Source organism: Acinetobacter sp. CFCC 10889, assembly GCF_003268395.1.
In the GTDB taxonomy this organism is placed as follows: domain Bacteria; phylum Pseudomonadota; class Gammaproteobacteria; order Pseudomonadales; family Moraxellaceae; genus Acinetobacter.
Genome location: NZ_LQXQ01000007.1, coordinates 20055 through 45695, shown reverse-complemented (window position 1 = coordinate 45695; position 25641 = coordinate 20055). Strand labels below are relative to the sequence as shown.

General features: G+C 38.2%; 22 protein-coding genes and 1 pseudogene. 9 read left to right on the top strand and 14 right to left on the bottom strand.

The features are described from left to right. From AVJ19_RS03910 to AVJ19_RS03900, 3 genes are read right to left on the bottom strand one after another with little or no spacing between them, the layout of a single operon-like run. A complete protein-coding gene (locus AVJ19_RS03910; protein ID WP_111858488.1) occupies positions 1–348 on the bottom strand; it encodes a DUF3325 domain-containing protein in 348 nt (115 codons plus the stop codon). After that, positions 345–2036, bottom strand: coding sequence for a PepSY-associated TM helix domain-containing protein (locus tag AVJ19_RS03905; RefSeq protein ID WP_111858487.1), 1692 nt, complete (start codon positions 2034–2036; stop codon positions 345–347). Before AVJ19_RS03905 ends, AVJ19_RS03910 begins: the two co-directional genes overlap by 4 nt. Further along, positions 2033–2344: a hypothetical protein gene (locus tag AVJ19_RS03900; RefSeq protein ID WP_111858486.1), complete on the bottom strand. Its 312-nt coding sequence runs from the start codon at positions 2342–2344 to the stop codon at positions 2033–2035. The genes AVJ19_RS03905 and AVJ19_RS03900 overlap by 4 nt, the downstream gene beginning before the upstream one ends. A 217-nt stretch (positions 2345–2561) precedes the next feature. On the opposite strand from AVJ19_RS03900, the gene AVJ19_RS03895 reads away from it, so the two are divergent. The 4 genes and pseudogenes from AVJ19_RS03895 to AVJ19_RS03880 all read left to right on the top strand — a co-directional run bounded on the left by AVJ19_RS03895 (position 2562) and on the right by AVJ19_RS03880 (position 7595). Continuing rightward, positions 2562–3071 (top strand): sigma-70 family RNA polymerase sigma factor, encoded by a 510-nt coding sequence (locus AVJ19_RS03895; RefSeq protein ID WP_111858485.1) that lies wholly within the window; start codon positions 2562–2564, stop codon positions 3069–3071. A gap of 13 nt (positions 3072–3084) precedes the next feature. Next, positions 3085–4051 (top strand): annotated as a pseudogene (locus AVJ19_RS03890) (FecR family protein). Positions 4052–4120: 69 nt separating this feature from the next. Beyond that, positions 4121–6643 (top strand): TonB-dependent siderophore receptor, encoded by a 2523-nt coding sequence (locus tag AVJ19_RS03885; RefSeq protein WP_111858484.1) that lies wholly within the window; start codon positions 4121–4123, stop codon positions 6641–6643. 253 nt (positions 6644–6896) lie between these two features. Then, positions 6897–7595: a DUF1826 domain-containing protein gene (locus AVJ19_RS03880; protein WP_111858540.1), complete on the top strand. Its 699-nt coding sequence runs from the start codon at positions 6897–6899 to the stop codon at positions 7593–7595. A gap of 67 nt (positions 7596–7662) precedes the next feature. Here AVJ19_RS03880 and AVJ19_RS03875 read toward each other — a convergent pair whose 3' ends face one another. Genes AVJ19_RS03875 through AVJ19_RS03855 form a run of 5 tightly spaced genes read right to left on the bottom strand, consistent with a single transcriptional unit; the run spans position 7663 to position 12725 of the window. Continuing rightward, complete coding sequence (locus AVJ19_RS03875) at positions 7663–8829, bottom strand: type III PLP-dependent enzyme (protein WP_111858483.1); 1167 nt, start codon at positions 8827–8829, stop codon at positions 7663–7665. A 34-nt stretch (positions 8830–8863) separates the two neighbouring features. Then, entirely contained in the window at positions 8864–9103 is a 240-nt protein-coding gene (locus AVJ19_RS03870; RefSeq protein WP_111858482.1) for a phosphopantetheine-binding protein, read from the bottom strand. Beyond that, the gene (locus AVJ19_RS03865) at positions 9100–9774 is read right to left on the bottom strand and encodes an isochorismatase family protein (protein WP_111858481.1); all 675 of its coding nucleotides are present in this window, start codon (positions 9772–9774) and stop codon (positions 9100–9102) included. The genes AVJ19_RS03870 and AVJ19_RS03865 overlap by 4 nt, the downstream gene beginning before the upstream one ends. A gap of 41 nt (positions 9775–9815) precedes the next feature. Next, positions 9816–11489, bottom strand: coding sequence for a (2,3-dihydroxybenzoyl)adenylate synthase (locus tag AVJ19_RS03860; RefSeq protein WP_111858480.1), 1674 nt, complete (start codon positions 11487–11489; stop codon positions 9816–9818). A 9-nt stretch (positions 11490–11498) separates the two neighbouring features. After that, positions 11499–12725 carry an isochorismate synthase gene (locus AVJ19_RS03855; RefSeq protein WP_111858479.1) on the bottom strand — a complete coding sequence of 409 codons (1227 nt, stop codon included), beginning with the start codon at positions 12723–12725 and terminating at the stop codon, positions 11499–11501. Positions 12726–12874: 149 nt separating this feature from the next. Here AVJ19_RS03855 and AVJ19_RS03850 point away from each other — a divergent pair, with 149 nt between their 5' ends. Further along, positions 12875–13648, top strand: coding sequence for an SDR family oxidoreductase (locus AVJ19_RS03850; protein ID WP_111858478.1), 774 nt, complete (start codon positions 12875–12877; stop codon positions 13646–13648). A gap of 27 nt (positions 13649–13675) precedes the next feature. Here AVJ19_RS03850 and AVJ19_RS03845 read toward each other — a convergent pair whose 3' ends face one another. After that, a complete protein-coding gene (locus tag AVJ19_RS03845) occupies positions 13676–14998 on the bottom strand; it encodes a condensation domain-containing protein (protein ID WP_111858477.1) in 1323 nt (440 codons plus the stop codon). 233 nt (positions 14999–15231) lie between these two features. On the opposite strand from AVJ19_RS03845, the gene AVJ19_RS03840 reads away from it, so the two are divergent. Beyond that, positions 15232–16035, top strand: coding sequence for a siderophore-interacting protein (locus tag AVJ19_RS03840; protein ID WP_111858476.1), 804 nt, complete (start codon positions 15232–15234; stop codon positions 16033–16035). Between the two features lie 312 nt (positions 16036–16347). On the opposite strand, the gene AVJ19_RS03835 is transcribed toward AVJ19_RS03840, so the two are convergent. From AVJ19_RS03835 to AVJ19_RS03815, 5 genes are all read right to left on the bottom strand, one after another. Beyond that, a complete protein-coding gene (locus AVJ19_RS03835; protein WP_111858475.1) occupies positions 16348–17148 on the bottom strand; it encodes a sulfite exporter TauE/SafE family protein in 801 nt (266 codons plus the stop codon). Between the two features lie 105 nt (positions 17149–17253). Further along, the gene (locus tag AVJ19_RS03830) at positions 17254–17748 is read right to left on the bottom strand and encodes a flavin reductase (protein ID WP_111858474.1); all 495 of its coding nucleotides are present in this window, start codon (positions 17746–17748) and stop codon (positions 17254–17256) included. Positions 17749–17897: 149 nt separating this feature from the next. After that, positions 17898–18929 (bottom strand): methionine synthase, encoded by a 1032-nt coding sequence (locus AVJ19_RS03825; RefSeq protein ID WP_087551947.1) that lies wholly within the window; start codon positions 18927–18929, stop codon positions 17898–17900. Between the two features lie 284 nt (positions 18930–19213). Continuing rightward, the gene (locus tag AVJ19_RS03820) at positions 19214–20215 is read right to left on the bottom strand and encodes a putative oxygenase MesX (protein WP_111858473.1); all 1002 of its coding nucleotides are present in this window, start codon (positions 20213–20215) and stop codon (positions 19214–19216) included. A 221-nt stretch (positions 20216–20436) separates the two neighbouring features. Further along, positions 20437–21945 carry a PLP-dependent aminotransferase family protein gene (locus AVJ19_RS03815; protein ID WP_111858472.1) on the bottom strand — a complete coding sequence of 503 codons (1509 nt, stop codon included), beginning with the start codon at positions 21943–21945 and terminating at the stop codon, positions 20437–20439. A gap of 271 nt (positions 21946–22216) precedes the next feature. On the opposite strand from AVJ19_RS03815, the gene AVJ19_RS03810 reads away from it, so the two are divergent. The 3 genes from AVJ19_RS03810 (at position 22217) to AVJ19_RS03800 (ending at position 25591) form a co-directional block, all read left to right on the top strand. Continuing rightward, positions 22217–22627 (top strand): nuclear transport factor 2 family protein, encoded by a 411-nt coding sequence (locus AVJ19_RS03810; RefSeq protein ID WP_068975943.1) that lies wholly within the window; start codon positions 22217–22219, stop codon positions 22625–22627. Positions 22628–22662: 35 nt separating this feature from the next. After that, positions 22663–24078 carry an FAD-dependent oxidoreductase gene (locus AVJ19_RS03805; protein WP_111858539.1) on the top strand — a complete coding sequence of 472 codons (1416 nt, stop codon included), beginning with the start codon at positions 22663–22665 and terminating at the stop codon, positions 24076–24078. Between the two features lie 82 nt (positions 24079–24160). After that, positions 24161–25591 carry an amino acid permease gene (locus AVJ19_RS03800; protein WP_111858471.1) on the top strand — a complete coding sequence of 477 codons (1431 nt, stop codon included), beginning with the start codon at positions 24161–24163 and terminating at the stop codon, positions 25589–25591. Positions 25592–25641 lie beyond the last annotated feature (50 nt).

The window sequence follows — 25641 nt, the reverse complement described above, 5'->3', positions numbered from 1 at the left end:
TTACAGTCGAAAAAATTGCAATCCAATCACAATCAAAAAAGCCATACTTGATAAATTTAAATTCAATCGTGCTTGATAAGATTGAATAAAGACGATGATGCCAGCGATGAGCGTAATCACACCAAACCATGCAGCAATGCCTATAGAGATTCCCCATGCCCAGATACAGTGCAATAATGAAAGTGCTAGAAAACTCCATCCCAAAACTTTGATGATCTGATTTTTTTTCAAAGACAATGGTGCTTTTAAAACCAATTTTGCATTGCGTTCCATTGAAAGATTCAAAGCGAATAATCCGATATAGCTCAGAAATAGCGTGGTTAAAATATTGATCGACACAATGCTCATGACAACTCCTCTGAACGCGGAATTTCAGTCACATCATCTGTCTGAGCAACACGTGGTTTTTTGGCTTTTTTAACAACAGGTTTTAAAATAGAATCCCGCTTGCTCCACACGCGATAACTTGCCCACGCAAAGATGACCCCAAGGAAAATAAATCCCAAATCTATACTGGCTAAAGCGAAATCTTGATGACGCAGTGATACAACCAAATGACGATCTGTCGTAATAAAATTAAGGATAGGCAACAATAAATAAGCCAAAGCAGCAAAAGCCAATATCTCAATCCAAGCTCGGACAATGGGTCGACTCAAGGCATAAACAAAACTCAACAATAACGTGATATATAAGCAATGCACTTCCCAATTGGCACGGCTGGCAAAGTCGCTAGGAATCAAACGATTTGCCCAAAAATACACCGCGATGGCAAGAGGTAAACCTGCAATCATGGCAATATTTAAGCGTTCAACAAGTGCATGCCCAAAGCTCATTCGGTTTGACTTTAATTGTTTTGGTCGGCGTTTGACTGTCCACAGCACTAAACCTGTTGCAATCATGGCTGTGCCTAAAAGTCCTGTCAGCACATATAAAATACGTACAAATGGTGATGCAAATAAGCCCTCATGTAATCCCAGTACTGTTGTACCAAAGACCATTGGTGCTTTATCTTCATTGGACTTTTCCTGAACAATCTTTTGACCTGTATATAAATCAAAACTTAAAGATGTTCGTTTTCTTGCAATCGTGTCACTACCCGTTTGGTAGAATTCAATTTTTGCAGGTGTTTTACCTTGATCAGGGTAAAAGTTGACTTGACTGACTTTATCAGTCCCGCCCCATTGTTGTTGTACTGATGCAAGCAAAGGTTGAATAGGGACAAATTGCTGCTTAATTTCTCCCATATTTGGAGAAGCGATAGCATGATCATTGTTCCGAAAACTCGGATATAGTTCTGCATAGTAACGGTCTGTATTTTTTTCACCTGCGCCGTACACGATTGGCACACCCAAAGGCATATAAGCATTGGCAAAGAAAATTAAACCGCTATAGGTGATCATGATATAAAAAGGTAAAGCAATCACACTAATGACATTGTGCGCATCCAACCAAGAGCGTTGACCTTTGGCGGGTCTAAAGGTAAAGAAATCTTTAAATATTTTTTTATGGGTAATAATGCCCGAAATAATGGCAACAAACATAAACATCGTACAAATGCCTACGATCCGAATACCCCAATCATAAGGAATATAGTGCAAAGCATAATGCATACGATAAAGTGTAAAACCACCACCCGTTTCACGTGGTTTAATTTGCTCTGAAATAGGTTGACCCGATGAAACATCAAGCACTTCTTTCTGATACTTACCCCGTTGTCCTTCTTCTTTTGGTGGCAAGCTCCAATTCACTGCAAATGCATCTGCACCACGTTGATTGGTTTGTAGGTTAATCCCCCAACGTTCAGCTGTTTGTGCTTCAGGATGATGCATTAAATACGCATAGGCTTTATCAACCTGTTCTTTTTCAGAAACCAATACATTGGACTGTAAAGCTTGTTCAGGCTGCATCCAGCGTGTCAGTTCAATTTGAACATAACCTGCTGTGCCCGTTAAAAATACAAAAAACAAAACCCAACCAACAACTAAACCTGTCCATGTATGAAGCCAAGCCATACTTTGACGAAAGCCCTCTTTCATATGCTCCCCCAAGTTTTTAAGGCACTCACGATACAACCAAGACTCAATAACAGACCAATGGATAAGTTGACTGCTTTCAAAGTACTTTTCATACTAAATACAGCCAAGATCAACACCAACCAAACAATAAAACTGAGCAAAAAACCTGTATATGTGGCAATTGCCTGTTGACTTGGAAAGAATAATCCCACCATAGCAACTGTTAAATTTGCCACACCAAAACCACCAAATACGGCAAGTAAAATGCGTATAAACACAGTAAATCGATAATGCTGTTGAGCATTGAGTTTGAAAGAATGGGATTTCATGACTAGACCACTAACATTGCAAACGTAATACAGTGATTACGCATCGTTACCTACTAAGACGGATGAGATCGATAAACAGCTCAAAATAAATGTTACTTTGTGTAAGTAATAATATTGCATTTAATAATGATTATCATTAAGATTCAATAAATATTTTATTAAATTCTATTTCTTTCTTGAAATTGGATTTGATTGATTCTGTTTTTAAGGCTATTCGATGAATTTAAATGTACATAAACAGTTATGGTTTAGCCATGTTTATCAAGCACATCAAACGACTTTACTCTCTTGGTTTAAGCATAAACTTCAACATCATCATCAATCTGAAGATTTAAGTCAGGAAGTTTTTTATCGTGCTCTAAAAAGCCATTATCAACATGAAAATATTCAAGAACCCAAAGCATGGTTACTCGGCATTGCCAAACATGTCATTATTGATCATTGGCGTCATCAACAAGTTGAACGTTTATATTTAGAGGCATTAGCCCAATTGCCTGCTGAATACTATCCATCTGCTGAACACGAAATCTGTATTAGAGAAACTTTATTTCAAGTCCATAAAGTCTTAGAAAAATTACCCGCACGAGCAACTCAAGTGTTTTTATTATCACAACTTGATGGTTTGACTTACAAAACCATTGCAGAACAGTTGCAAATTTCTGAAGCAACCGTAAAACGTGATATGAAGCTTGCTTTTCTTGCTTGTATAAACTTACAACAACAATAATTTTAATTCACTTATGACAAATCCAGAAAAAATATCCGAACAAGTTTTAGATGAAGCGACTGACTGGCTCGTAATTCTACATTCTGGAGAAGTCACTGGTGAACAATATCAGCAATTTGAACAATGGAAAAATCAAAAACCTGAAAATGCACTTGCCATTGAGCAAGTGCAAAAATTCATCTCAGGACTCAATGAACTACCCGTAAATTTAAAACATCAATCTTTTGCTCATTCAAAGAATGAATTTCATCAAACTTTAAAAAATAATACGTTATTGAGCATAATCGGTCTTTCTATGCTCACATTTTTTTTGTATCAATTACCTTGGTCAAAATGGCAAGCTGACTATCACACTGATATTGGTGAAATTAAGAATATTCCTTTAGAAGATGGATCTAAATTAACATTAGCAAGCAATAGCTATGTCAATATTCATTTTTCACATCAAACTCGAACGGTTGAATTGATCAGTGGTGAAATTTATATAGAAACCGCAAAAGATCAGAAAAAGCGTCCTTTTATTGTGGAAACTCAATATGGCGATATGCAAGCTTTAGGTACACAATTTTCAGTCCTACACGAAAACCATAAAACAAAGCTCAATGTATATCAGCATGCAGTTGCAATTCATGCACATCATCAACCATCCACTCAAGTTATTCAACAAGGGCATCGTGCTGTATTTGATGATCATTTTATTTCTAAATCGATTCCTTTAAAAAATGATCAACCTTATTGGACACAGCATTTACTGGTTGCTGAAAATTGGCCCTTAAAAAAAAGTGTTACATGAGCTTTATCGTTATCAAGAAGGACATTATTTCATAGATAAAGCGATTCAAGATATTCCTGTTTCTGGGGTATTTTCATTGTCAGATCCCCAACAAAGTTTAGAAACACTCGCTTCTGCACATCAGCTTAAATTAGATTTTTATAGTTCGTATATGCTCTATGTTAAACAATTAGATCATAAAAAATGAATTAATTATGAACTCTTTTTTCATCTTATTCGACTTACTAGATAAATGTGATTTCAGATGAGATAATTGATGCAAAATTTCCGTGTAAAAAACTCCTTAATTTTAGCTATTCGAGCGGCTTTAATTGGTATTCCAGTAATCAGTTGTAATTTAATCCCATCTATCAGTTATGCGGCTACAGCACAAAATATTTCGATAGAAAAAGGCACGCTTGATCAAGTTCTGAAACAATTGGCAATTCAAACGAAAACTACAATGAGTTATGACACAGCTCAACTCATACAAAAAGCGAGCAATGGACTCAAAGGAAATTATTCTGTAGAACAAGCTTTATTGTTAATTTTAAAACCACATCAACTTGAAGCAATTAAACTTGAAAATGGTGGTTATATTATTGAATTAAAAGATAATGCAGTGCATCAAACAGCAAAAATGCAAACACATGAAATGCAGAATAATGGACAAAGTAATTCTGTATATGTCGCTTCGGATGCACCTGTGCAATTACCCACAGTCACTTTTACTGCAAGTAAAAAGAAAAATGATGTGATTACCACAGAAGAAACTCACTTGTATACTGCTCAAGCCACGACTGCTTCGACAGGTTTAACGCTCAGTTTAAAAGAAACACCACAATTGGTCAGTGTAGTGACTCGCCAACAAATGGAAGATCAAAATCTGAGTCAACTCACAGATGTCGCACGCCAATCAGCAGGCTTAACCATTAAACAAGGTGGAAATATTGGCTCAGATAATTCTCCTATTTATGCTCGTGGTCAAACTGTAGACAATTATTTATTGGATGGTGTAAAGCTACTTAGCTCTTATTCAAGTATTTTCCAAAGCCAAGATACTGCCCTTTTTGACCGATTTGAAATCGTTCGTGGTGCTAATGGCATAATGACAGGTGCAGGTACAGCCAGTGCAAGTATCAATATGGTTCGAAAAAAACCATTCAAAGATTTTAAAGCCTCAGTTAGTGCGAGTGCGGGTTCATGGGATACATATCGTACAGATCTCGATATTTCCACACCGCTCGCCTCATCAGGTAATGTACGTGGTCGAGCTGTTTTTGCTTATCAAGATGGTGACTCTTATATTGATCGCTATAATGAAGAGCGAAAAGTTGCTTATGGTGTTATTGAAGCAGATCTATCGGATAAAACGACAGCAAGCTTAGGTATAAGTTATCAACAAATTGATATGACTGGTGTTGCTCGTAGTGGTTTACCTACTTACTACACAGATGGTACAGCGATTAATTGGTCACGATCAGATTCTGCTTCTGCAAATTGGTCTAATACAGACCGCTCAACAACAGGCTATTTTGCCAATATTGAGCATCAGTTAAATGAACATTGGAAAGCCAAAGGGACGATTTCACGGACAATTACCTCATCTGATGAAATAGTTGGCTATGTATTTTCAGGTTCAGGCATAAATAAAGATACAGGCGCTGGCAGTGTACTGTATGGCACCCGCTGGGATTATAAACCAACTCAAGATTTATTTAATTTAACCCTGAATGGCTCATTTGATTTATTTAATCAAACGCATGAACTGATCGTTGGAACAACATATGCTAAAAGTGAAAATAAACGCCCTAGCTCAACGGGTTGGAATATTAGTCCTATAGATAATATTTTCGCTTGGGATGGTTATAATCCTCCTAAACCAGAACTTAAAACCAATGGTTGGTATAGTACTGATGAAAAAAGTTTGTCCGCTTTTAGTGCACTACGTTTAAAACTGGCTGACCCACTTGCGATGATTATTGGAGCTCGATTTGATGATTGGGAGCGGATTTCAAAAACCAATCCAGAAACAGGAGGTATAGCAACCAATAAAAAACAAGCAGAAAAAGAAGTTATTCCTTATATTGGCTTAACCTATGACGTTACGCCAAATTGGACAGCTTATGCCAGCTATACCAATATTTTCAACCCGCAAGACCGTTATGATATTCATGGTGAATTTATTGAGCCTGTGATCGGTGACAGTACCGAGCTAGGTATTAAAGGCGCATTCTTTAATAACCAACTGAATCTTGGTGCTGCAATTTATCAAACCAATGAAGACAATAAAGCAATCTTAATCACAGGGGCTGAACAAATTACATTGCCTAATGGGCAAAAAGTTTCGCCATACCGTGCTGAATCAGGTACCAAAAGTCGTGGTTTTGAGCTAGAAGCAACTGGAAAACTTACTGATTTATGGCAAATTTCTACCAGTTTTGCACGTAATCTTTCCCAAGATAATAAAGGTCAAAGCTTAAATAGTGATATTCCAAGCAATACTGCTAAATTATTTACCTCTTATACATTACCGCAGTTCGATCAAGCTTTAACGATAGGTACAGGCATTCGTTGGCAAAGCGATACTTATGCATATGTTACACGAACCAATAAGTTTAAATCTGAACAAGAAAATTATACTGTTGTTGATTTAATGGCTCGTTATAAAATCAATGAAAACCTCACAGCAAATTTAAATGTGAATAACTTATTTGATGAAAAATATCATTTATCGACTTTAAATAGCTACTATGGTGAACCTACAAACTTCCGTGTTGGTTTAAAATATGATTGGTAAGTTTTAGATGATTTTTATTTCGCTCAAAACGAAAGTAGATTTCTGCAAAACGTTAATACCATTAAAGGCTGTAGGATTGCCCTATGATTGAGGCAATCCCCTCATTTCTTTGAGATTCTTTATATTCTTTTCCTCTTGTAGCAGGCAACATCGTCACTTTGCCTGCTACATGATTACAATCTTTGCAATGAATTCTCATTTCTCATGCACTACGTGTATGATGAGTCACAGTTTATTATTATTTAATTCTGATATGAAAAATACACTTTTTGATCATCATCAAATTGGCGTGGTTTCTACTTTCTCTGCACTGACCAACACAAAATTTCAAGGTGAGATCAATGCTCTTTGTTGGCAGCGTGACTTAGTGGGTGATTTTAAAGAAATTGTCAATAAACTTGAATTAGATGAAAATATAACTGAAATTTCTGTCGATGATCTGTGTGCTTTACAACTTTCAGAAAATGCCAATCTTGCTCGAAACATGATCTTAAAAGATATACAGTTACTGACTGATTTTGGTGCATCGCCCACACTGAATCTTTTAAAAAATTATGAACGTGATGAGGAACTCGATTTTATTTCAACCGATGTTTATTCTTTTCATGTTGATCGTTCACCAATTGAAACAGATACCTTTTTATGTACTTATTACGGTGCTGCCAGTGATATTGTGTCCAATGATCAGGTTCAGCAAAAGATTTTAATTCCTGAAATTCGAGCAAAATTACAAGAATTACATGGTGGTTTAGATGCTGAATTTGAAAACTTTTTAGAAGAATATTTTTTCGATTTACATTATCAGCCGAACATAGATGCAAAGCCAACCAATTTAGGTGTTGGGCATCTGTGGCGTTTAGCAGTCGATCATCCTACACAGCAGGTTTTACCTTGCGTACATCGAGCACCACAGGAAAATGAGGGTGAATATAGATTATTGTTGATTTGTTGAATAAATCAACCCAAAAGCATCACTAAATCTTGATGAAATTGGGTTGATTTTCATGTGAATAAGATTTTTATTCTAAATAAAACGTTTTCAGTGGTGGATAACCATTAAACTCAACCGATGCATAAGATGTGGTATATGCACCCGTACTTAACCAATATAGACGATCCCCCATCACCAAATCTTTAGGTAAAGGATAAGCGATTTTTTCATACATAATATCGGTTGAGTCACAAGTTGGACCTGCCAAAACCACATTAGATTTAGCTGCATTATTTTGCATTTTAGGCGTATAAATCGGATATTTAATCATTTCTCCCAAAGTTTCAATCAAGCCATTAAATACACCCACATCGGTATAGATCCAACGCTTTTCATCCTGCTCAGATTTATTGGAAATCAGCACAATTTCCGAAACAATCACACCTGCATCTCCAACCAGTGAACGACCAGGCTCTAAAAACAAGGTGATTTTTTGCTGAAAATATTCATCCAAATAGCCTTGTATCTGCTGCGCATAGGTTTGAATACTGTCAATATCTGCCAAATATTGTGCAGGAAATCCCCCTCCTGCATTGATTAATTCAAGTTGAATGCCATGTTGCTGTGCAAGGGTTTCAAAGACCTGCTTTACCGTTTTCAGTGCTGTACGCCATACGGTGACATCATTTTGCTGACTGCCAACATGAAATGATACGCCGTAGGGTTGTAGCCCCATTTTTTTGGCTTTCACCATTAGATCAATTGCCATCTGTGGATCGCAGCCAAATTTACGTGATAATGGCCAATCAGATGTTGTTCCTGATTCAACCAAAACACGTACAAATACACGAGAATTTGGTGCACACTGTGCGATTTGTGCTAAGTCTGCCTCTGCATCCGTAACAAATAAACGAACACCTTTGTCGTATGCATATTTCACATCTGCGGCTTTTTTAATGGTATTGCCAAAAGAAATGCGTTCAGGTGCAATCCCACAGGCAAGCACTCGGTCTAATTCATAGATCGAAGCAATATCAAAATATGATCCAAGCTGATCTAAACGTTGAATAATTTCACAACTTGGGTTAGCTTTCACTGCATAAAAAATATGTGCTTTGGGGAAACTCTGTTGTAGTTCCTGATATTTAAATTCAATCCGATCTAAATCGACCACTAAAAATGGACTGGGTTTATTGGCAGCAAAGTTTTGGATTTTTTGCCATTGTTGTGATGAATAATAATTTTCTAGTTGCATAGAAGATTCACTCGCTTTTCTTGTAATACGTTGATCATGCAGGACTGAGCTTTAAACGGCGCTGCCAATCTTCTAAAGTAGGTTCTTCAACCAAATCTTGGAATTCAACACTGATGCCAAGTTCACGCCATTGTCCAACCAAAGTCATTAAACTGACTGAATCTAAACCCAACATAAATAAATTGTCATCGTTTTGAATTTCACTTGCGTCTATTTCAAGTTGTTTTGCAATGGTTTGACGTAATCCCTCTAACGTTAAATCTGCGTGGCTCATTTTACCGTCTCCATTTTTAATTCTGTTTTTAACGCCGTTTGTAATTCAGTCAATACTGTTGCGGTGTCTACCACTTTGGCACAACGACCTGTGGCATATTTCAGTGCCATTTCATGTTCTTCTAAACTAAAATCTGCCAGTGCATCCCCCACTAAAAAGGCTTGCATATCCAACATAAAGGCTTCAGCCGCAGTTAATAAACAGCCAATGTGTGCATAAACGCCACAAATCAGTAATTGATCACGTCCTGCATCCTTAATCCGTTGTTCAAAATCACTTTTCTTAAATGCGCTATAACGCCATTTGGTCAAAATGGTATCTTGTTCTTCAGGCTGTAAACTCGGAATAATCTGTACAATATTCGGGTCAGCCGCCAAACCTTTGCCCCAAAAATCGGTGAGTAATTGACGATGTTCTGTACTTTGATCACCGGGTTGAGCGGTGTAATACACAGGAATTCCTTGTGCATGGCATTGATCTAACAACTGACGACAATGTTGAATCAGTTCAGGAATCGGCGCTTGGCTTTGATCATAAAAATCTAAGAAATACTGCTGTAAATCATGTACCAACAGTACGGCACGACTCGGATCAATTGTCCAATTCACTTTATTGGTGGGAAAATGTTGTACTTGTGGCATCGGATAGCTTGCGATACGTGGAATAGCCATGTGTGATTTACCTAGTTATTTATAAAATTTAAAAAATGTATTTATGCAACTAAACGTTGTCTGAGGGCTTTTTTGTCAATTTTGCCCAAAGCGGTATAAGGCATGTCTGCAACAAACTCGATACGATCAGGAATTTTATACGTCGCCAACCCATAGTTTTGAACATATTGTCGAAGTTGCATCATTAAGCGAGTTGAACTAGGATCGGCTTCATCTGTACGCCATTGAATATAGGCACAACTTTTTTCACCTAACATGGCATCTGGCATTGACACCAATGCAGACTGAATCACTTGCGGATGCTGGTTCAGCACTTGTTCGACTTCTTCTGTGGCAATCTTTTCACCACCACGATTGATTTGGTCTTTACTGCGCCCTTCTACAATGATGTTGCCTGCCGCATTGATCCGTACCAAATCCCCTGTGCGATAAAACCCATCTACTGTAAATGCATTACGGTTATGTTCTGGCGCATTGTAATAGCCTCGAATGGTATAAGGACCTCGAGTCAATAAATGCCCCACTTCACCTTGCGCAAGTTCTTGATCCTCATCATCCACGACTTTGATCTCGTCATCAGCACTAATACGACTGCCTTGTGTTGAAATAATTTGTTCAATATCATCATTATAACGGGTGTAATTCACCAAGCCTTCTGCCATACCAAAGACTTGTTGCAAACGACATTGATAGTGTTCTATTAGTTGTCGTGCTAAAGCATCTGCCAAACGTGCGCCACCGACTTGTAAAACTTCTAATTGTGCAAAGATATTGTCAGCACCTTTTTGTACAGCTTCAGCCCATGTTGCTGCTAATGCAGGAACCAATGCCACATGCGAAATTTTATGCTGTTGAATCAATGCAAAACACGTACTTGCTGAAGGATCTCGCGATAAAACTAAAGTTCCGCCTGCATAAAATAAACCCAATGAGCCTGCAGAACTCAGACTGAAATTATGAGCTACAGGCAGCACCATTAACATTTTAGTATGTTGATTCAGTTCACAAATGTCTGCACTAGCACGTACACTATATAAGTAGTCATCATGTGTACGTGGAATCAGTTTTGGTGTACCTGTACTACCGCCAGACAGTTGAAAAAATGCAACATGACGTGCAGTTAATGCAGGCGATACTACGCGCTGCTGTTGATATTGCGCCGTTTCAGGCCATGTATCAAAACCTGTTGTTGCAGCATCTCCAACTACAATCACTTGTGTCAAAGAATTACAACGTGTCTGGCATTCTTGTGCTAACTTACGATAATCAAAGCCCATAAATTTATCAGCACAGATATATAATTTTGCTTGCGTTTGGTTGATAAAATGGCTGACTTCTGCATGACGATGTGCAGGTAGGCTCATCACAGGACGCATTCCAATACGTAATGCAGCAAAATAAGCGATAAAAAATTCTGCAATATTTGGCAGCTGAATTACGACACTATCGCCAATTTGATAGCCTTTTTTCGTTAAATACACGGCGAATTCATCAATACGATTTTGTAACTCTCTATAGCTAAAATGCCGATCAGCACAAATTAAAGCCGTATTTTCGGCATATTTATCTGCACATTCGATGAAAAACTCACTTAAGGTTTGTCCAAGCCAATAACCCTGTGCAATATATTTTTCAACAAACTCTGGCGGATATTGCACGATGCCATCCCACAGCTTTTGTTCTAATTTTTGTTCCGATAATGTTTGTTCAGACATGGCTGCACCTTATTGATAGCTGAGTTGATCAGCATTTAAACCCAATGCATTCAGCATGGTTTTGAACTTAGCAATCGTTTCGTTCAACTCACTGGTCGGTTGTGATGCTGCAACAATTCCTGCACCCGCATATAAACGTGCAGAATGTTCAAAAATACGTCCACAACGGACATTCACAGCCCACGCACCATTGCCTCGAACATCACTCCATCCCATCGTGCCTGCAAATAAATTGCGCTGAAAAGGCTCTAATTCTGAAATGAGTTGTCGTGCCAAAGGTGCTGGCTGACCACAAACCGCAGGTGTAGGATGTAAAATAGAAGCCAAATCAAAAACATGCATTTTAGGATCTTTCAATGTGCCTTTAATTTGTGTCGCCAAATGCCATACAGTTTGGGTTTTGATCAAAGATGGCATTTTGGGAATAGTTAAACTTTGACACAAAGGTGATAGTTGATCTGCAATCGCTTCAATCACTACAGCATGTTCATGTTGATCTTTCGCTGAAGCCAATAAACGCTCCGCCTGTGCTTGATCTTCAGTTGCATCAACACTTCTTGCTAATGTCCCTGCAACAGGATTGCTAAACACATACTGATTTTGTTTGGCAACCAAGAGTTCAGGACTTGCTCCCATGAACCAACCTGATTTTTTCGGGTCTTGTGCCAAAGCAAAGGTATAACCTTCGGGATTGTTGTGAAATAAACGATAGAACAATTCAACCACGGAGAATTTATGCGTGCTGTGCAAATCAATCGCACGTGCTAAAACCGCCTTTTCCAATGCAGTACTTTTCATTAACTCCACAAGTTTCGTCACTCCATTGACATAATCTGCTTGTGGCGGCACAAGGGTTGCCTGAACTTGTGAATGTGCTTCATTTGATTCTGAGTGTTCCAAACCATCTATAACATAAGTATTTTTTGCTTCAGCAATCGACATCTCAGGTAAATCACGATGATCAAAAGGTAAACTCCCGACCAAAATCAGCTCAGAATTACCTATCTCTTGAATTTTTTGTTGAAGTTTCTGTTGTGCATGCTTTAACCATGCGTGTTGCTGCTCCTCAAAAGACAACGCTGTATCACGTTCAAATTGAATATTTTCTAGCAGCTTTTTACTAGAAATCGCCCCTGTAGGTGTAGCAAATACGAATCCTGCTACATCGGCTTCAATTAAGTCTTCCTTGGTTATTCCAATCATGTTTTTAAATACTGATGGTTCTACTGGCAACATATTTGCGCTCGCATTTTCAATTATGTTTTTTAACAATTCAGCACTGTAGATATTTGACTAACATAGCTGAACGCGACTAATATAATGATTATTATTCTCATTTATTAATGATAATCGTTATTTTTTGTAAATAAACATAAGGATTTTAAATGTCTTCAGTCTTTATTGTGACAGGTGCTGCACGTGGAATTGGTGCTGTTGTTGCCATAAAATTACTTCAACAAGATCATCAAGTCATTGGAATTGATCTTAATTCTGAACTAAACACATGGGACATCGTGCAGCAACTTAGTCCAGCACAACAACAAAATTTTCATGCGATTGCACATGACATTTCTCAAACAAATAGCTTAATTGAACATATTCAACAGTCACCGTGGGCGGATCAACCTATAACAGGTTTAGTCAATGCCGCAGGTATTTTGGAAATGGGCAGTCTGCTCGATACCACAGCAGCACAATGGCAGCACAATTTAGCAGTGAATTTTATGGGACCCGCCCTATTATCACAGTGGGTTGCCAAGCAGATGATGCCACACAAAACAGGTGCAATTGTCAGTATTAGTTCCAATGCAGCACTCATTCCACGTATGAATATGGGACTGTATGCCACGACCAAAGCAACCGTGAGCCATTATTTTAAAAATTTAGCCTTAGAACTTGCACCACATGGGATCCGTTGTAATTTAGTTTTACCAGGCTCAACGCTGACGCAAATGCAAAAACAATTATGGACAGATGAGCACCCCCCTCGTGGTATTGTTGAGGGAAATCTTGAACAATACCGTAGTGGTATTCCACTTGGGAAAATGGCTGAACCTGAAGATGTCGCCAATGCCATTTTGTTCTTACTTTCAGATCAAGCTCAACAAATTACTATGCATGAATTGGTCGTTGATGGTGGTGCAACTCTCGGCGTTTAATTGGTTTTTGTATCAGCACTGCCAGATTTATACTGGCAGTTTTTTTTCGATGCTTAAATCATCTGCTGTTAACTCAGGTTGCTGCAACCAGAGGCGTAACATGCGCATAAAATCATGCCAATATTCACCTAAAGACTCAACATCATAAAGTTCTTTATGACCATCCACAGCGAGGTATAAACGCTCTACACCATCGACAAATTTATTGGTAATGGCAATATCAAAGTCTTCAATTGGACCTGCGGAAATCGTAGTTTTGGTGAGTTTGCAGCCTTCAAATTGTTCAGGCAATGGATAGGGAATCCAGTTCACAATCGGACCAAAAAGAATATTTTCCATCGGTTCAAAACCATCAAGCACATAACGCATTTGCTCAAAATAGCTGTTTTGATGGGGACGAATTTCACTAAAACGCTGTGCCAAGAGTTGTACTATTTCAGCTAAATTTTCCTGTCCTGTTCCTGCTAAACGCAAAGGTAGAATATTCATCACTAAACAGGGAATACGCATTGCAGCCGTACCTAAACGTGACATCATTGGCACACCAAAACATTGCTGACGATCACCTGACTGTTTGGCAAGATACTGCATCATGACCGCCATGACCACCATAGCACTGGGCAGTTTTAATTCAGCTGCCAAACGATTCATATTTTGTTGTGTATCCCAATCAATCACATCCTCATAACGAGGACCTTGGTAAAAAGGCTGTTTGAGTTTGCGTTTTAGACGTTTTTTGGGGGCAAGATCATTGGAAAAATTGTCCCGCCAAAACTGTAAATCTTGCTCTGCTTTGGGAGATTGTAAATAACGTTGTTCATCTGCCAAAAATTTATCAAAATGCTCAAAGGCTTTATTTTTTAAGTCTGTCGCATTTTTTAAAGCTTGATAATAATCTAGAAAACGGCTGATCATTAGTCCATAAGCATAACCATCCAATGCCACATGATGCGCTCTAAAAAATAAACCATATTTTTCATCAGCTAAATGAGCAAAAATATAGTCGTATAGATGACCTGTGCTTAGGTCAAACGGTGGTTCAACGGCTTGATCCGCCCAATCTAAAATGCCTTGTTCATCTAAATGTGATAAATCAACAAATTGTGCTGCTCGCAAACCAACATCATCAACACGATAAGCTTTACCCTCTATTTCTAGTGCACGCCAATGTAAAGCTTTAGCTTCTTTGAGTGTCATTTCAATCGCTTGATGAAAAAGTTCTCGATTCAGTGGTCCTTCGATCACCAACCATTCTGCGGTATGAAATGGATAGCTACCATGATAATGATGCCCTTTCCACATACTGTGTTGTGCACGAGTTAAAGGTGCGAGAGATTGCATTGTTTGCATGAGTGATCGCCTAAATCAAACAATTTTTATAATGGTCTATAAAAATTTTCACTATATTTATTGAAAAACTTTAAATGCTTTTTTGCTTATACAAGCATCTATATAAATTATTAAATATAATTATTATCATTTGCAAATGATATTTATTAACATTACACTAAAGCCACACGATTTGCCCTCGATCAGTCAAATCTTGTCGCCTCACATATCATTTTTCAAAGAGTGGACTACATATGGCAAATATTTCTCTCCCCTCACCACGATATATCTATGTACAGGCATCTGAGCAGCTATCGCCACATGTGCAACGGATCTATTTTTCCAGTAATGATTTTTCTGACTTTCCCTTAAATCAGAATGGTGCACACATTAAATTATTTTTTCCTGAACAGGCGGAACTTAAACCGCTACTCCCAACACGTAATGCACAAGGTAAAGTGATTTGGGCTGAGGGCAAAAAACCTGTAACACGTACCTATACTATTCGTGATTTTTTGCTTGAAGAACAACTCTTAGTGGTGGATTTTGTCCGTCACACTGATTTTGGTATTGCAGCAGATTGGGCGATACATGCCCAAAAAGGTCATACCTTAGGTTTAGCAGGTCCAGGGGGACGAGAACGCTTTAATCCTCAAGCAGATTATTGGGTCTTTATCGGTGATTTATCCTCCCTTCCAATGATTGCGGCATCATTGTCGCAACTTCCTAATCATGCAAAAGGTGATATTTGGATTGAAATTGATGATGCAAAAGATCAAATTCCATTGTCACACCCCACAGCAATGACAGTGCATTGGTTGATAAAAAATACTGATGTAGAACAATCTATTAAAGACTCTTTGGCACAATTAAACTGGGATACACAACGTATTTCTGTGACTTTGGCAGGTGAAAATTCACGTGTTATTTCACTTGGTCAATTATTTCGACAGCAATATCAGGTCAAAAAATCACATTTATATGCTGTGCCATATTGGAAACAAGGAGCAACAGAAGAAGATTACCATCAAGAACGCCATACTGTGATGGATGAGTAAAATTTACTTTTGAATAAGACGGAGATTGTTAAAAGTGAAGTTTATCTAGAAACTCAAAGGCTTAGATGTGAATGTAAAGTTTGAAGTTATTTTAATATTAATCATCAGTGGCTTGATTACGATCATTGTCACTGAGTTTTTATTTCAAAGTTTTTATCATTAGAAAGTAAATGAATCCATCATAAAGTTCCTCTCTTGCACTCTATATAGCTCTAAAATGAGGCGTAAAACTCTGCAAGAGAAGAAAGAGATATTTTTCTGAAATAATTCAGTATGACACTACATTAGACTTTTTATTGTCTAGCAAAAATATTAAAGAAAGCCTTTCACCAAAAAGAAACTGCCTACACAGAGCAATAAAACGGCAAAACATTTTTTTAACATTGCTGGTGATAATGCATGCGCAGCTTTTGCACCGAATTTTGCAGTAAAGAAACTCATGACGCTGATGCCTAAAAAAGCATAAACATGAATAAAACCAATGGTATTAGGCACATTCACCTGCGCATTCATTCCAAAAAGCATGAACCCTAAAGCACCTGAAATCGCAATTGGTAGACCACATGCAGCTGAAGTACCGACTGCTTTTTGCATGACCACGCCATAATGCGTGAGATATGGCACAGTGATACTCCCGCCACCAATACCAAAGATTGCGGAAGCGATACCTATCCCCGCTCCTGCACTAATTTGTGCCGGTGTCGACGGTAATGTTTTAGTATTGTCCACGACCTTTTTCGAGCCCATAAACATGGTGTACGCCACCCAAAGCAAGAATACGCCAACAATCATTTGCAAATGAAGCCCAGATAACCAACCTGCAATCCCTGCTCCAAAGAAACAGCCCAATGCCATACCCGGTGCAAGATTTCTAAATACCGACCAGATAATGCCATCTTTCTTTTGATGTGCCATTAACGAGCTGACTGAAGTGACAATGATCGTTGCAAGTGAAGTACCCAATGCCAGATGCATGACAACATTGGGATCATAGCCCATTTGGCTAAAGACGATATATAGAAGCGGGACAATGATGGTACCACCACCCACGCCAAACAGCCCAGCTGCAAATCCTGCAAATGCGCCGATGATTAAAAAAATGATGAGTTCCACGAGTTACTGACTTTATAAATTGAGAGAATAAGATTTTGGAGCGTTAGGTTTGCACACACAGCGTATAGGGTTTGAAAATACACAGACGAATGACAAACCCTGGATTTAAGCGATTTCTGTTTCACCAACCTGATGATAAGCACGATTAAAATAAACCAAAGCTTGATCTTCCTGGTTCTTTTGAATCGCAACAATTGGACAGATAAAAATGGTATGTGTGCCTACTTCCTGAATATCTGAAATTTTACAATCGAAACTGACCAAAGCATCAGCCAACACAGGTGAACCTGTTTCAAGTTCAGACCATTTTCCAAGTGCAAAACGCTCATCTGAACTGAGTTTAGATGATGCAAATGCATTGGAAAGTTGCTCATGTTGAGCACCTAAAACATTCACAGTCAAAACTTTATTTTCAACAAAATGCGTATGAGAACGTGATGATTTATTCATACAGACCAATAATGTCGGTGGTGTATCAGTTACACTGCACACAGCAGAGGCTGTAAAGCCATGAAAACCAGATTCGCCAACGGTGGTCACAACATTGACCGCACTCGTTAACGAAGACATTGCATTTTTAAAGTCTGTTGCATCAACCATGACCGTGTTCCTATTCGCCTAAAACATTGTATTTGAATTAAATTCTGAAATACTGTGCTGTTTAGATCTAACTGTGTATCGGAAGTTCCCTCTTCTTCGTAGAAAAAGGAACTTTGAATGTAATTTCAATAAATGATTTAAATGTCGGATTAACGCGTTAATTCCTGACGGATAATTTCTGCGCCTGCACTGAGGGCTTTCAATTTACCACGTGCAACTTCACGACCAAGTGGCGCCATACCACAGTTGGTTGAAGGATAAAGTTTATCAGCATCGACGAACTGTAAAGCTTTGCGCAATGTATCTGCAACCTGTTCAGGTGTTTCAATCACATTGGTCGCTACATCAATCGCACCCACCATGACTTTTTTACCACGAATCAGTTCAATCAAATCCATTGGTACACGTGAGTTTTGACATTCAAGTGATACGATATCGATTTTAGACTGTTGCAGTTTAGGGAAGGCCTCTTCGTATTGACGCCATTCTGAACCTAAAGTCTTTTTCCAATCGGTATTGGCTTTGATGCCATAACCGTAGCAAATGTGTACCGCAGTTTCACATTTCAGACCTTCAAGCGCACGTTCTAAAGTTGCAACACCCCAGTCATTCACTTCATCGAAGAACACGTTAAATGCAGGTTCATCAAATTGGATAATGTCCACACCCGCAGCTTCAAGTTCACGAGCTTCTTGGTTTAAGATTTTAGCAAATTCCCAAGCCAATTTTTCACGACTTTTATAATGACCGTCATATAAAGTATCGATCATGGTCATTGGACCCGGAAGTGCCCATTTAATCGGTTGATCAGTCAATGAACGTAAAAATTTAGCATCTTCAACAAATACAGGCTTTTGACGTGATACAGCACCCACCACAGAAGGTACGCTTGCGTCATAACGATCACGAATTTTCACCGTTTCACGTTTTTCAAAGTCCACACCATCAAGGTGTTCAATGAAAGTCGTTACAAAATGCTGACGGGTTTGTTCACCATCGCTGACAATATCAATGCCCGCTTGTTGTTGTTCATGTAATGACAAACGCAGTGCATCCAATTTACCATCTACAAGTTCTTGATCTTGCAATTTCCACGGCGACCAAAGTTTTTCAGGCTCTGCAAGCCATGAAGGTTTCGGTAAGCTGCCTGCTGTAGATGTAGGTAATATACGTTGAGTCATCTTTAATCTTCTATCTTTAAATTCATCTAAAAAACGTAGGATTCATGCATAAGCTCAAAAGAACTAAATATTTAAACAACCACGATTATTGAAAATATACCTATAGTTCCTTCTCTTGCGCCATATATGGCTCAGAGATGAGGAGGTAACTCCGCAAGAGGATGAGGGTTCATATAAATCCTCTCCCTAACCCTCTCCTTTTAAAGGAGAGGGAACTTCCAATACAAATCAAAAAATTGAACTAAATAATATGCAAGAAATCCAATATTAAAATTAAGCTGTGGTTACGCTGCAGCGCTTTCTTGCTGTGCTGTTTTTGCAACAAAGTGAGCAGCCCATTCATTCAGAATGTCTTTATAAGGCTGAATGAAGTTTTCTTCAGTCCATTTGCCCTGTTTTACTGCCAATTGACCACGTTCAACACGGTCATACACAACGCGAGTCAACGAGAAATCTTGATAATTCAAACTCGGTTGATAGACCAAACCTGCAACTGAATTAGTATTGTAAATTTCAGGACGGTAGATTTTCTGGAAACTTTCCATGGTGCTGATCGCACTGATTAATTCAAAATCGGTATAGTCAGTAAGCAAGTTATTTGCAGAATAGAATGCTAAAGGTGCAGTCGCATTTTCAGGTTTGAAATAACGAACGCTTAAACCCATTTTTGCAAAATAATCATCAGTACGTGAATATTCATCATTTTTATATTCCACACCAAGTACAGGATGTACATTTGCAGTGCGGTAATATGTTTTAGATGTTGAAACACTTAGGCAAATTACAGGTTGTTTTTTAAACTCAGCTGTAAATACATCTGAAGTCACAAGGTGTTGATATAACTTACCGTGTAAGTCACCAAAATCTTCTGGTTTTTCATTGGTTTTACAACCTAAATTAGGCAATACCACACTAAAGTCATAATCACGTACATAAGAAGAAAAGCTGTTGCCGATCATACCTTCAAAACGTTCATTGGTTTTATGATCGGTAATGGTGCTTTTCAACATTTCAATGAATGGGAAAGTTTGACCATTACCCTCTACGTCTAATTCCGCAGAGATAATATCAATTTCAAGTGAATAACGATCTGCATTTGGATTATCGCAACTCGCCAAAGTATTAAAGCGGTTATTAATCATCGCCAAAGTTCTACGTAAGTTTTCTTCACGATGTTCGCCACGTGCTAAATTGGCAAAGTTAGTTGTTAGACGTGTGCTGTCTGCTGGAAGATAGTTTTCATCAAAACGGATACGTTTAAGAGAACATGCAAATTTTTGGCTCATGGGAAATACCACCTAATTTCTAAAATAAATCTAAATTCTTTCAATGCAGATATTTATACTTGAAACCTAACATGAATAAAAATGATTTAATCTAAGGTGAAACTGAGTAAAATTCACTTTGTATAAGTTAATGAGAACTATATAAAAATAAATATTGAAAAAACCTAGAAAATACTCGCGTATAATTAACAATAAGCAATTGAAAATAATACTTATCTTAATTATGTAGATAGCTTTGTAGATTTAAACTTCGCTACACATTGTGCAATACGCTGTATACCCTCTTCAATTTTACTTTGTTCAATAGAACCAACCCCCATTCTTAAATAGCACAAATGATCTATTGTTGAATTGATAAAAAAGGCTTGACCTGTTTCGATAAATACGCCTTGCTCCTTTACCTGTTGAGCCAATGATTGTGTATTGATATTTCGAGTATTGACCCAACAGGATGAGCCACCATTGGCAGAATTTACAATCCACTCTGGGAAATGTTCGTTTAAAGTTTTAATCAAAAGCGATGTGCGCGCTAAATGAGCTTCATGTTGACGGCGTAACATACTGTGGTAATACCCCATCTCAATAAAAAATGCAAAAACACGTTGGGTGAACAGATTTGGATGTCTGAGCATTAATCGTCTTAAAAAACGTAATTCCTTTATCAATTCCGTATTTGCAACGATATAACCTAAACGTAATCCTGGCGCGAGTGGCTTAGATAGACTCCCCACATAAATTACACGACCACAATGATCTAGGCTTTTGAGCGAGGGCAACATATTTTTTTGCACAGAAATTTGTGCATCATATTCATCTTCTATAATAATACTGTCGTATTTTTCAGCCAATTCAAGCAGTTCTGTACGACGTTGTGCTGACATTGAGATTCCAGTTGGACAATGTCGACTGGGGGTAAGATACACATAGTTACATCCTTGGATCTGTTCTGGATGAATTCCGTCTTGATCGATATCTAATGCTCGAATATTACTAGTACGCATCGAAAAAATATTATAAGCATCTGGATAACATGGATTTTCTATACCTACTACAGCATCAGGATGACATAAAAGATCAGCGATCATATACAAAGCATGCTGACTACCAACAGTAAGTAATATTTCATTTTCATCGGCAAATATGCCTCGAGTAGGTAAAATATGCTGTCGTATTGCTTGAATTAAATGCATATCATCGCCCTGTTGTGTTAAATCTTGTGCCCATAATGATGCATTTTTTGTTGCTAAGGCTTTGAGAGAACATTCTCTCCATGCAGCAGCAGGAAAATTTTCTGGATCATGTTGTCCATAGATAAACGGAAATGGATAATTTTCCCAATCCAAAGGCTTAATTAAATTATTTTGTTGGGATAGTTTTTTAGAGAGACGTTTTGACCAATCATATTGTTTATTAGGATTTAGCGCATTGAGTTGCTGAGTTTGATACAGTATATGACAGTCAAAATGTACAAAATGTCCACTACGGTGTCGTGACTCTAAAATATTTTCCGTCACCAATTGTTGAAATGCAATAATCACTGTATTACGTGCAATTCCCAAATGTTCAGCAAAAAAACGGCTCGATGGCACAGGCTCACCTATTTTTAAAAATCCTGTACTAATCGCAGTAAAAATCATACGGCAAACTCTGCCTTGTAAATTTAAGCCAAGGTCTATGGTTTCTTGATATAAACGAGACCAAGTCATCGGTATCATATTGAGATGCGTCATTCTCAAAATCCCCATATTTGAGCACTTATAAGTATATTTCACCTGAATAGTGCAATAATTTATAAAAAAGCCTTAATCAACTAAAATTTAAAAATAAAAAAGAAATATGCATTAAACATGCCAAACACAATAATAAAAATATATAAAAATCAATTAAATGTGACTAAATATCTGGTTCTATTAAAAGTAGGTCACTGGGTCTACGCCTATTTTTAAAGTTTATCTACATTGTAATCACTGCAATATTTCAGCAAAAGACTAAGGGAAACTCATGGAAAATAATCAACGATTGGCATTGCTCAAAAAATTTTCAAAAGCATGGAATGAACATGATGTAGAGACACTTATGGCATGTATGCATGAGGATTGTATTTTTGAAACAGTTGCTGGTGATGATGTTTATGGACAACGTATTTCAGGTTTTACAGCCGTTCGTGAAGCATTTAGTAAAACATTTACCAGCTTTCCTGATGCGCAATGGTTGAATGGGCAACATTGGCTCAGCGCAGATCAGCAACGTGGGATTTCTGAAACAACGTTTGTGGCAACAGCACCAGATGGTGGTTTGATTGAAGCAAATATGGTTGATGTTTTCACATTTAAAGACGATAAAATTTTGATCAAAAATGCCTTTAGAAAAAATCGCCCTGTGCAAAAGAAAAATTTTACAACTAAGGAATGAAGACAATGAATAAAAAATTAATATCACCCTCTTCTATGCAAAACGAAAGTTTTTCACTGCATGGACATGTATTACAGCAACAGCAAATATTGAAAGACTACAATCCAAATTTCGACCCACTTACTGATAAAATCTTAACAGGTAATGAAAACTATGCACCCACTTATTGGGTGGCTACAGCAGGGACTCCTCCTGAAGATGATGGTCCTATTTTAACGGATACTGAGGCGGATATCGTCATCATCGGCGGAGGCTTTACAGGTCTTGCAACGGCGCTTGCCTTAGCAGAAGAACATGGCGCTGCTCCACTGGTACTTGAAGCCAATAGAAGTGCATGGGGCTGTACCAGTCGTAATGGTGGACAAGGTCAGAATGCTTCTGGACGGCTCTATCGTTCACAATGGATTCAGAAGTGGGGGCTTGATACTGCAAAACAATTAGATGCAGAAATTCGAGATGGATTTGAGTATTTTAAAAGCTTAGCCTCAAGTATCGACTGTGATGCTCAAGATAAAGGACATTTATATACAGCACATCGCCGTAAGAAAATTCCATTTTTAGAAAATGAAGCCAAAGTGATGAAAAATGTCTTTGGCTATAACACCCGCATGCTATCACAACAAGCTCTGCAAGAAGAATTTGTGAATGACCAAGAAGCGGTTGGCGCATTATTTGAACCTGAAGGTGTGGGAGTACATCCGCTTAAACTTGCTTTTGGTTATCTTAAACGTGCACGTGCAGCAGGTGCCAAAGTACATACCTCTAGCCCTGTATTGGATTGGGAAACACGCAATGGTGTGCACTATCTGAGAACACCACAAGGCATTATAAAAGCAAAGCGTGTTGCTGTTGCGACAGGTGGCTACACCCCCAATGGTTTACATCAAAGTTTGACGGGAAAAATTATGCCGATCTTATCCAATTCGATCGTCACTCGTCCATTAACAGCACAGGAACTCAAAGACGCTGGATTACACAGTACAACGTTTATTACAGACACTCGAACCTTACGTCATTATTACCGTTTATTGCCTGATGGTTCTGTGCAATGTGGTAGTCGTAGTGCACTTACAGGTGCAGATGCGCATAATCCGATTCATTTAGAACGTTTAAAAGAAGGACTATATCGTAAGTTTCCAAGTCTACGTGGAATACCTATTGCATATTCATGGTGGGGTTGGGTGGATGTGAGTCATGACATGATGCCTCGCATTGTACAACCAAATCCTGATGAAACAATCTATTACGCCATCGGTTATGGTGGTAATGGCGTGTCATTTTCAGCAATGGCAGGAAAACGTTTAGCAGAGCGTGTCATGGGTATTCAACGTAAGCAATTCGATTTACCAATTTATCGTACTGCACTGCCATCACATCTATTTAGCCCTTTTCGCCGTATGGGGCAAGCTTTGCTCTATCGTTGGTATTACCTACAAGATGAGATTTTGTAAAACAGCACATGAAACATTTTAGGCTTTTATTAACAACTTCTAACTGAATGAATTATCAATACAATTACAGGAGTGGTATAGCATGGATCATTCTGAACATTCACTGAAAAGTGGTTTAAAACCTCGCCATGTACAAATGATGGCATTGGGCGGGGTGATTGGTATGGGGCTATTTGTAGGCAGCTCCGTTGTAATTCAATCTGCTGGTCCAGCAGCTATTTTATCTTTTTTGATTACAGGCATACTCATCATTTTAGTGATGCGAATGTTGGGTGAGTTGGCGACTGCATCCCCTGCAACAGGCTCTTTTTATGCATATGCTCGTTATGCATTTAAAGACTCACCTTTTTTATCACGCTTGGCTGGTTTTATGACAGGTTGGATGTATTGGTACTTTTGGGTCATCGTCATCGCTCTTGAAGCCATTGTGGGTGCAAAGCTCATGGCATATTGGATACCAGATGTACCGAGTTGGATCATTAGTCTAGTTCTTCTTGTGTTATTAACTGCAACAAATTTATTTTCCGTGAAGTCTTTTGGAGAGTTCGAATTTTGGTTTTCATCTATCAAAGTTGCTGCCATCGTGGTGTTTATTTTTCTGTGTGGCTTATATCTCATAGGGTTTTGGCCTGATCACCAAGCCAATGGCTTTGGCGAAATGCTGAGTCATGGTGGCTTTATGCCAAATGGTTGGGGTCCTGTTTTATCAGGTGCAGTTGCCGCAACAGCCTTTTATTTTGGTGCTGAAATTGTCACTATTGCTGCTGCTGAAACACAAGATCCTGAAAAATCAGTAGCAAAAGCAACCCAATCTGTGATTACACGTGTATTAATTTTCTATGTTTGCTCCATATTTTTAGTTGTATGTATTGTTCCTTGGAATAGCCCAGATATGGCAACGCCTTATGTCAGTGCATTAAAGGTTTTAGATATCCCTTATGTTGCTGGCATTATGAATGCTGTGATTTTAGTTGCTGTCTTAAGTTGTTTAAATTCGGGTGTATATGCTGCAAGCCGTATGCTATTTGCATTAACTAAAAATGGCGATGCACCACGCAGTTTGACCAAGTTATCTAAAAATGGAGTTCCAATTCGTGCCATTTTATTCAGTACATTATTTGGCTATATTTCTATTTTAGCTTCGTATTTTTCACCTGATGGCGTCTTTCCTTTCCTTGTTGAATCCTACGGTACAGTTGCATTATTTGTTTATATTCTGATCGCACTTTCACAGATTCGTCTACGCCGTGATCTTGAACGTACAGCACCTGAACGTTTAAAAATTAAAATGTGGTGCTTTCCTTATCTCAGCTATGTCGCAATCTTGGGCATGATCTGTATTTTAGTCGCAATGGCTTTTATTCCTAACTTACAAAAAGCATTTTGGTTCGGATTAGCTAGTTTAGGTATTTTATTCAATATTTTCCTAATCAAAGATTATATCGAACTCACTCGTTTACGCCGTAAGTATTCAGAAGCCTTTCTCACGACCTCTCCATCAAACAAAGCCTAATCATTCGTTTACATTCTGCGGTCATTTCACCGATGACCGCATACCTCTTA

Bases quoted from the DNA above. Each gene is read 5' to 3' on its own strand.
- AVJ19_RS03830 (WP_111858474.1), bottom strand. From the start codon at position 17,748: ATGGTTGATGCAACAGACTTTAAAAATGCAATGTCTTCGTTAACGAGT.
- AVJ19_RS03805 (WP_111858539.1), top strand. From the start codon at position 22,663: ATGCAAAACGAAAGTTTTTCACTGCATGGACATGTATTACAGCAACAG.
- AVJ19_RS03865 (WP_111858481.1), bottom strand. From the start codon at position 9,774: ATGGCTATTCCACGTATCGCAAGCTATCCGATGCCACAAGTACAACAT.
- AVJ19_RS03840 (WP_111858476.1), top strand. From the start codon at position 15,232: ATGGCAAATATTTCTCTCCCCTCACCACGATATATCTATGTACAGGCA.
- AVJ19_RS03885 (WP_111858484.1), top strand. From the start codon at position 4,121: ATGCAAAATTTCCGTGTAAAAAACTCCTTAATTTTAGCTATTCGAGCG.
- AVJ19_RS03910 (WP_111858488.1), bottom strand. From the start codon at position 348: ATGAGCATTGTGTCGATCAATATTTTAACCACGCTATTTCTGAGCTAT.
- AVJ19_RS03870 (WP_111858482.1), bottom strand. From the start codon at position 9,103: ATGAGCCACGCAGATTTAACGTTAGAGGGATTACGTCAAACCATTGCA.
- AVJ19_RS03895 (WP_111858485.1), top strand. From the start codon at position 2,562: ATGAATTTAAATGTACATAAACAGTTATGGTTTAGCCATGTTTATCAA.
- AVJ19_RS03815 (WP_111858472.1), bottom strand. From the start codon at position 21,945: ATGACGCATCTCAATATGATACCGATGACTTGGTCTCGTTTATATCAA.
- AVJ19_RS03855 (WP_111858479.1), bottom strand. From the start codon at position 12,725: ATGTTGCCAGTAGAACCATCAGTATTTAAAAACATGATTGGAATAACC.
- AVJ19_RS03820 (WP_111858473.1), bottom strand. From the start codon at position 20,215: ATGAGCCAAAAATTTGCATGTTCTCTTAAACGTATCCGTTTTGATGAA.
- AVJ19_RS03825 (WP_087551947.1), bottom strand. From the start codon at position 18,929: ATGACTCAACGTATATTACCTACATCTACAGCAGGCAGCTTACCGAAA.
- AVJ19_RS03810 (WP_068975943.1), top strand. From the start codon at position 22,217: ATGGAAAATAATCAACGATTGGCATTGCTCAAAAAATTTTCAAAAGCA.
- AVJ19_RS03880 (WP_111858540.1), top strand. From the start codon at position 6,897: ATGAAAAATACACTTTTTGATCATCATCAAATTGGCGTGGTTTCTACT.
- AVJ19_RS03845 (WP_111858477.1), bottom strand. From the start codon at position 14,998: ATGCAAACAATGCAATCTCTCGCACCTTTAACTCGTGCACAACACAGT.
- AVJ19_RS03900 (WP_111858486.1), bottom strand. From the start codon at position 2,344: ATGAAATCCCATTCTTTCAAACTCAATGCTCAACAGCATTATCGATTT.
- AVJ19_RS03875 (WP_111858483.1), bottom strand. From the start codon at position 8,829: ATGCAACTAGAAAATTATTATTCATCACAACAATGGCAAAAAATCCAA.
- AVJ19_RS03860 (WP_111858480.1), bottom strand. From the start codon at position 11,489: ATGTCTGAACAAACATTATCGGAACAAAAATTAGAACAAAAGCTGTGG.
- AVJ19_RS03905 (WP_111858487.1), bottom strand. From the start codon at position 2,036: ATGAAAGAGGGCTTTCGTCAAAGTATGGCTTGGCTTCATACATGGACA.
- AVJ19_RS03850 (WP_111858478.1), top strand. From the start codon at position 12,875: ATGTCTTCAGTCTTTATTGTGACAGGTGCTGCACGTGGAATTGGTGCT.
- AVJ19_RS03800 (WP_111858471.1), top strand. From the start codon at position 24,161: ATGGATCATTCTGAACATTCACTGAAAAGTGGTTTAAAACCTCGCCAT.